This window comes from Giesbergeria anulus (assembly GCF_900111115.1).
GTDB lineage: Bacteria > Pseudomonadota > Gammaproteobacteria > Burkholderiales > Burkholderiaceae_C > Simplicispira > Simplicispira anulus.
Genome location: NZ_FOGD01000009.1, coordinates 111,397 through 118,571, shown reverse-complemented (window position 1 = coordinate 118,571; position 7,175 = coordinate 111,397). Strand labels below are relative to the sequence as shown.

Here is a 7,175-nt window from a genome sequence, read left to right as displayed (position 1 = left end):
CTTCGTGGGCGACGTGGCCAGCGTAAAGTTGGTTAAAACCAAAATGGCCAAGAGCACGCTGGACGCGGGCTGGGCCATGCTCAAGACGATGTTGGAATATAAGAGCCATCAGGCCGGTATCGTCTTTGAAGAAGTAAATGAAGCGTACACAACCCAGACTTGCTCGTGCTGCGGGAGTATTCCCGCTAGCAGTCCGAAAGGTAGAGCAGGACTTGGAATAAGAGAATGGACGTGCAGCGATTGCGGGGCGGCACACGACCGCGACGTGAATGCAGCACGCAACATTCTCGCGGCGGGGCATCGCCGTCTAGCAGTAGGAATCTCCGGGGTTTAGCCCGGAGAGGATGTCAACCTATACCGCGCACCACCTCCATCGCCTCATCCACCCGCTCTACGGCATGGATGGTCAGCCCCTCAATGGGTTTTTTGGGTGCGTTGGCCTTGGGCACCACAGCCACGCTAAAGCCCAGCTTGGCGGCTTCTTTCAGGCGCTCTTGGCCGCGTGGCGCTGGGCGCACTTCACCGGCCAGCCCCACCTCGCCAAAGGCCAAAAATCCCTTGGGCAAGGGCTTGCCACGCAAGCTAGAGGTAATCGCCAGCATCACAGCCAAATCGGCGGCTGGCTCACTGATACGCACACCGCCCACGGCATTGACAAACACATCTTGATCGGCGCAGGCCACGCCCGCATGGCGGTGCAGCACCGCCAGCAGCATCGCCAAGCGGTCGCGGTCTAACCCGACCGATAAGCGCCGGGGGCTGGGGCCACCCCCATCGACCAGTGCCTGGATTTCTACCAGCAGTGGCCGTGAGCCTTCTAGCGTCACCAGCACACAACTGCCGGGCACCGGCTCGCTGTGCTGGCTTAAAAAGATGGCGCTAGGGTTAGTGACGCCCTTGAGGCCCTTTTCGGTCATGGCAAAAACGCCAATTTCGTTCACGGCACCAAAGCGGTTTTTGATGGCGCGCACCAAGCGAAAGCTGCTGTGCGTGTCACCCTCAAAGTAGAGCACGGTATCGACCATATGCTCCAGCACACGCGGGCCAGCCAGTGCGCCTTCTTTGGTTACATGCCCCACCAGCACCACCGTGACCCCGGACGATTTAGCCATGCGCGTCAGGTGGGCCGCGCATTCGCGCACTTGGGCCACCGAGCCGGGGGCCGAGTTGAGTTGATCCGAATACACGGTTTGAATCGAGTCAATCACGGCCACGGCCGGTTGCACGGCTTCAATGGTGGCGAGGATTTTTTCCAATTGGATTTCTGCCAGCACCTGCACTTGGCTGTGATCGACCCCCAAGCGGCGTGCGCGCAAGGCTACTTGGGCACCGCTTTCTTCGCCTGTGACATACAAGGTGGGCAGCCCTGCGCGTTGCAAGGCGTCTAGCGCTTGCAACAGCAGGGTGGATTTGCCAATGCCAGGGTCGCCGCCAATCAGCACTACACCGCCCTCGACAATGCCGCCCCCCAGCACCCGGTCTAATTCTTCAATACCACTGGGGGTGCGCGCCATATCGGTGGCATCAATCGCCCCTAGAGCAATCACGGGTTGTGCTGCCGCCAGTCCGGCGTGCTGGCTGGCGCTGTAGCGGTTTTTTGATGGAGTTGTACTGGCCGCCACCGATTCGGTCAGGGTGTTCCAAGCGCCACAGGCTGGGCATTTGCCCAGCCAGCGTGCGCAGGTACCGCCGCACTCGTTGCAGGTAAAGACGGTTTTTTCTTTCGCCATAGGGAACCCCCAAAAAAGAAACCCGCCACCAGGGCGGGTTAAAAACACTGTAACCAGTGCGCCAATCAGGCAGCAGACAACCAGTAGCCCGCATTGAAGGGGCTGCTCATGCGCAGCGCCAGCGGCGAGATGTCCACCAGTTTGTCGGTGGGCAGCACCTCGGCACCTGCAATAGGAGTGCCTAGCACCGTGATCGGTGCTTCGGTGGCCTCAACGGCCCGTTCCACTTGGCCAAGGGATGCAGAACGGGCTACAGAAAAGAATAAAAGCAGCGGAAGGCAATTTTGCGGTCAGCCCAGTAGTCGGCGGCGTCGCGGAAAATGTCTAGCAACTGCTCGCGGGCTTCTTTGTCAAACTTGGCTGTGGCCGGAATTTGCTCTAGCACCAACACAAAGCCCGGTTGTGGGCCGGAGCGGTGCAATGGGTCGGTCATGCCGTCGTAGAGCGCGTCAAAGTTTTTGCCGCATTGCGCCGGAAAAGTAAATTGCTGTGCAATCAAATCCAATACGTCCTGTTTGGACTGTGCATGGGCGAGGTTAGCGTAAAGAAAATGGTGCCCCAGCGTAATAGCCGCTTCTTGCAAGTCTTGCACGCGAAAGGCGCGGATAGACTGCACGATGTTGGCGCGTACACTGCGCAGGGGGGTGTCTTGATCCTTACGAAGTGGCATGTCCATCTCCGCTTCTCTTTCTTAAAGTCCAAAAACTGGGGGCGTCCCGATCCACTGCCAGGGGCGGGATGGGGCAAACTGGTTGACACAGAGCAAGTTCAGGGCGCACACCAAGGGGGCCAGTGCACCATCTCGCAAAAACAAACGTAGTGCTCACGGATGCAGTCACACACTGAAAGAATCTGGAACTGACCAAGGGGGAAAGGCCCACGCAGTGGTGCCAAAAAGGTGCCGATACAAGCGTGGGCACACCTTCTAAAAACTACGGGTTTACCCGGAAGTTCAAACCTCTAGTGTGACGCAAACCCCCCTAAAAAGCAAGGGCCTGCCCGCATAGTGGGCAGGCCCTTGGGGCTAAAAGACCGGACGCCAAGGCGCTCCCGGTGCGCTGGTTTTAGCGCTGTACGTTGGCGTCGGCCACTGTCAGGGCCGTCATGTTTACGATACGGCGCACTGTAGCGCTGGCCGTCAAAATATGCACTGGCTGGGCCGCTCCGAGCAGCACCGGGCCAATGGCGATGTTGCCACCGGCGGCAGTTTTGAGCAGGTTGTAGGCAATGTTGGCGGCATCAATGTTGGGCATCACCAGCAAATTGGCATCGCCCAGCAACGTGCTGCTGGGCATCAGGGCGGCGCGCGCTGCACCATCGAGCGCCACATCACCGTGCATCTCACCATCTACTTCGAGCCACGGGGCTTGCACGCGCAACATATCGAGCGTGTCGCGCATCTTGATGGCGCTGGGCTGGTTGCTCGAGCCAAAGTTGGAGTGGCTCAACAGGGCTACTTTGGGCTTGATACCAAAACGCACCATTTCTTCGGCAGCCATGATGGTGATTTCTGTCAGCTGCTCGGCGCTGGGGTCGTAGTTAACGTGGGTATCGACCAGAAACACTTGGCGGTCGGGCAGCAGCAGACCGTTCATGCAGGCATAGGTGTTGACGCCAGCGCGCTTGCCAATCACTTGGTCAATGTAGTTTAGGTGCATGGGGTTGGTGCCCCAAGTGCCGCAGATCAGGCCATCGACCTCACCCTTGTGCAGCAGCATGGCCCCAATCAGTGACAGGCGTCGGCGCAGCTCAATCTTGGCAATGGGCTCGGTGATGCCCTTGCGCTCGGTCATGCGGTGGTAGGTCTGCCAGAAGTCGTGGTAACGGTGGTCGTTTTCGACATTGACCACATCGTAATCAAGGCCCTCTTTTAGGCGCAGGCCAAATTTTTCGATGCGCTGGGCAATCACCGGTGGGCGGCCAATCAGCGTCGGGCGGGCCAAGTTTTCATCGACCACGATTTGTGCGGCGCGCAGCACGCGTTCTTCTTCGCCCTCGGCATAGGCCACACGTTTGCGTGAGGCCTTTTTTGCAGCATGGAAGATCGGCTTCATCATGGTGCCTGAGGCATAGACGAAGGTTTGCAGATGGTCGCTGTAGGCGTCCATGTCGGCAATGGGGCGCAGAGCCACGCCGCTATCGGCTGCCGCTTGCGCCACGGCAGGCGCAATCTTCATCATCAGGCGTGGATCAAACGGCTTGGGAATGAGGTACTCTGGGCCAAAGGCCAGCGGCTCGCCTGCATAAGCCGCCGCCACCACTTCGCTTTGCTCGGCTTGGGCCAGCTCAGAAATGGCATGAACGGCGGCAATCTCCATTTCCATCGTGATGGTGGTGGCACCACAATCGAGCGCACCTCGGAAGATGTACGGAAAGCACAGAACGTTGTTGACTTGGTTTGGGTAGTCCGAGCGCCCGGTGGCCATGATGGCGTCGTCACGTACGGCTTTGACGTCTTCGGGCAAGATTTCGGGGTTGGGGTTGGCCAAGGCAAAAATCAGTGGCCGCGCGGCCATCTTCGCCACCATGTCTTTTTTCAGTACGCCCCCTGCAGACAGGCCCAAAAACACGTCAGCACCGGCAATCACTTCGCTCAATGAGCGTTGCTCGGTTTTTTGTGCAAAGACGATTTTGTCTTCGTCCATCAGCTCGGTGCGGCCTTCGTACACCACACCGGCCAAATCCGTGACCCAAATGTTTTCGCGCGGAATGCCCAGCTTGACCAGCAGCCCCAAGCAAGCCAGCGCCGCAGCGCCAGCGCCAGAAGTAACCAGCTTGATTTGCTTAGGGTCTTTGCCAGCCACCTTCAGGCCATTGAGGATGGCGGCACCGACGACGATGGCTGTGCCGTGCTGGTCGTCGTGGAAGACCGGAATCTTCATGCGTTCGCGCAGCTTGCGCTCGACATAAAAGCAGTCAGGGGCCTTGATGTCTTCTAAATTGATGCCGCCAAAAGTAGGTTCTAGCGCGGCAATGATTTCGACCAGTTTTTCGGGGTCTTTCTCGTTGATCTCAATGTCAAAGACATCAATGCCAGAGAACTTCTTGAACAGTACCGCCTTGCCCTCCATCACCGGCTTGCTGGCCAGTGGGCCAATATCGCCCAAGCCCAGCACGGCGGTGCCATTGGTCACGACCCCTACCAAGTTGCCCCGGCTGGTGTAGCGAAAGGCCGCATTGGGGTCTTTCACGATCTCTTCGCAGGGGGAGGCGACTCCCGGAGAGTAGGCTAAGGCCAGATCGTGTTGGTTGACCATTTGCTTGGTGGCAGCAATGGCAATTTTTCCGGGCTTGGGAAACTCGTGGTATTCCAGAGCGGCTCGGCGCAGTTGGGCTTTTTTGTCGGGCGTATTGGCCGAGGTGGATTCAGGCATGGTGCTTCTCCAGCGGGTAGTGGAGCAGCGGTGCGCTGGTTGATTGCCAAGGAGGCACCGTCGGCTCCTGTCAGGGGAGGGCGATTGTAGACCTGTCTCTGCGCGGTTTGCGGCGTCACAGTACAAGCCACACTGCACAGTACTGTATTGAAACGTAAGTACAAGCCACACTGCACAGTACTGTATTGAAACGTAATATCACATTACAAGACTTGGGGATTCTGTTACAAAACGGGCGGCAGCAGCCAAACAATAAACCATCTGCTGTGGTCGTTACCACCTGCGCCTAGAGACAAATCCATCCCCCCCCCAACAGATTATGAAAACCATCCAACAGATGTTCCGGCTGTTGCTGCTGATCATTGCAGCCACGGCCTGCGTTTTGGCCTTTGCCCTGTACCAGTTGGGGGTGGCCAATACCCGATTGGCCGATATCAACCACGCCCGGTATGCCTCCTATTTGCTGGCCGATGAGCTGCGCCAAAGCTCGGATGATCTGACCCGTCTGGCGCGCACCTATGTGGTCTCAGGCGATGCGGAATATGAGCGCCAGTATTTTGAAATTCTGGAAATTCGCAACGGCAAACATCCGCGCCCGCGCAACTATGAAAAAATCTATTGGGACTTCCGCGCTGCGGGCCTAGAAGTGCCCAAAGATACGGATGCAGCTACGCCCTTGCAAACCCTGATGAAGCAAGCGGGCTTTACCGATGCCGAGTTTGCCAAGCTCAAAGAGGCTGAGAACAATTCCAACGAGTTGGTGCAAACCGAAACCATCGCCATGAATCTGGTCAAAGGCAAGTTGGCCGATGGCAAGGGTGGCTTTACCCTAGAAGGTGCGCCCGACCTTGAAAAGGCGCGGGCCATGATGCACGACAAGAACTACCACTTGTTCAAAGCCAAAATCATGAAGCCGGTCAATGAGTTTCTCCACCTGCTCGATCAGCGTACCAATGCTGCGGTGGCCCAAGCCCACAGCGACAAAAACTTTTGGTACGGCGTGTTGCTGCTGATTGCGATGTTCACGGTGCTAGTGGCTGCCCTAGGCCTGTGGTTGTTCAAGACCCAAATCATGCACCTGATTGGCGCTGAACCCGTGGTGGTGCGCCAAGCCGCCGAAGCCGTGCGTGCAGGCAATTTGGCACAGAACATCACGGTAGCCACTACAGACCGTGGCAGTGTGATGGCTGCCATGAGGGCGATGCAGGAGCAGCTGGCAACGATGGTGTCCAATGTGCGCAACAATGCGGAGAATGTAGCCACCTCCAGTGCCGAGATTGCCCAAGGCAACCATGACTTGTCGGCCCGCACCGAGCAACAGGCCAGCGCGCTGGAAGAAACAGCGGCCTCGATGGCCCAATTGGGTTCGACCGTGCAGCAAAACGCTGAAAACGTCAAAATGGCCAATCAACTGGCGGTTCATGCCTCTGCCATTGCTGGCGAAGGGGGCCAAGTGGTGGCACAGGTGGTCAATACCATGCAGGGCATCAATACGGCATCGCGCAAAATTGCCGACATCATTGGTGTCATTGATGGCATTGCCTTCCAAACTAACATTTTGGCGCTCAATGCAGCGGTAGAAGCGGCACGGGCTGGTGAGCAAGGCCGGGGTTTTGCCGTGGTGGCCTCCGAGGTGCGCAATTTGGCCGGGCGCTCGGCAGCAGCGGCCAAAGAAATCAAGTCGCTGATTGACAACAGCGTCGATCAGGTAACGCAAGGCTCTGCCTTGGTAGATCAGGCAGGCCTGAAAATGCACGACGTGGTACAGAGTATCCAGCGCGTGACCGATCTGATGGGCCAGATCAATACAGCCACCGGCGAGCAAAGCCTAGGCATACGGCAAGTGGCAGAAGCGGTGACGCAAATGGACCATGCCACCCAGCAAAATGCTGCTTTGGTCGAGGAAAGTGCTGCCGCCTCTGCCAGCCTGTGCGAGCAGGCCATGCGCTTGACTGAGTTGGTGAGCCAGTTTCAGTTGGGCGCTCACCAGCACGGTAGGCAGCATTTGCCCGCGCTGCCGCGTTAACAGCATGACCCGGCCTGCTGTGGGTACTATTTTTTCTGGAGAATT

General features: G+C 57.8%; 6 protein-coding genes. 2 read left to right on the top strand and 4 right to left on the bottom strand.

Going from position 1 to position 7,175, the window contains the following annotated elements; all coding sequences use genetic code 11:
- A partial coding sequence (locus BMX55_RS12685) for an RNA-guided endonuclease InsQ/TnpB family protein (RefSeq protein ID WP_218144498.1) occupies positions 1-334 on the top strand: 334 nt, incomplete at its 5' end.
- 13 nt (positions 335-347) lie between these two features.
- Here the strand turns inward: BMX55_RS12685 and radA are convergent.
- From radA to BMX55_RS12670, 4 genes are all read right to left on the bottom strand, one after another.
- A complete protein-coding gene (gene radA / locus BMX55_RS12680) occupies positions 348-1,730 on the bottom strand; it encodes a DNA repair protein RadA (RefSeq protein ID WP_091458276.1) in 1,383 nt (460 codons plus the stop codon).
- Positions 1,731-1,795: 65 nt separating this feature from the next.
- Positions 1,796-1,957, bottom strand: a complete 162-nt coding sequence (locus tag BMX55_RS16480; RefSeq protein ID WP_177172898.1) for a hypothetical protein — start codon at positions 1,955-1,957, stop codon at positions 1,796-1,798.
- 23 nt (positions 1,958-1,980) lie between these two features.
- Positions 1,981-2,406, bottom strand: a complete 426-nt coding sequence (locus BMX55_RS12675; protein WP_091458275.1) for a barstar family protein — start codon at positions 2,404-2,406, stop codon at positions 1,981-1,983.
- A gap of 388 nt (positions 2,407-2,794) precedes the next feature.
- Entirely contained in the window at positions 2,795-5,104 is a 2,310-nt protein-coding gene (locus tag BMX55_RS12670) for an NADP-dependent malic enzyme (protein WP_091458273.1), read from the bottom strand.
- A gap of 319 nt (positions 5,105-5,423) precedes the next feature.
- Between BMX55_RS12670 and BMX55_RS12665 the strand changes: the two genes are divergently transcribed.
- Positions 5,424-7,130, top strand: coding sequence for a methyl-accepting chemotaxis protein (locus BMX55_RS12665; RefSeq protein WP_091458271.1), 1,707 nt, complete (start codon positions 5,424-5,426; stop codon positions 7,128-7,130).
- Positions 7,131-7,175: the final 45 nt, after the last annotated feature.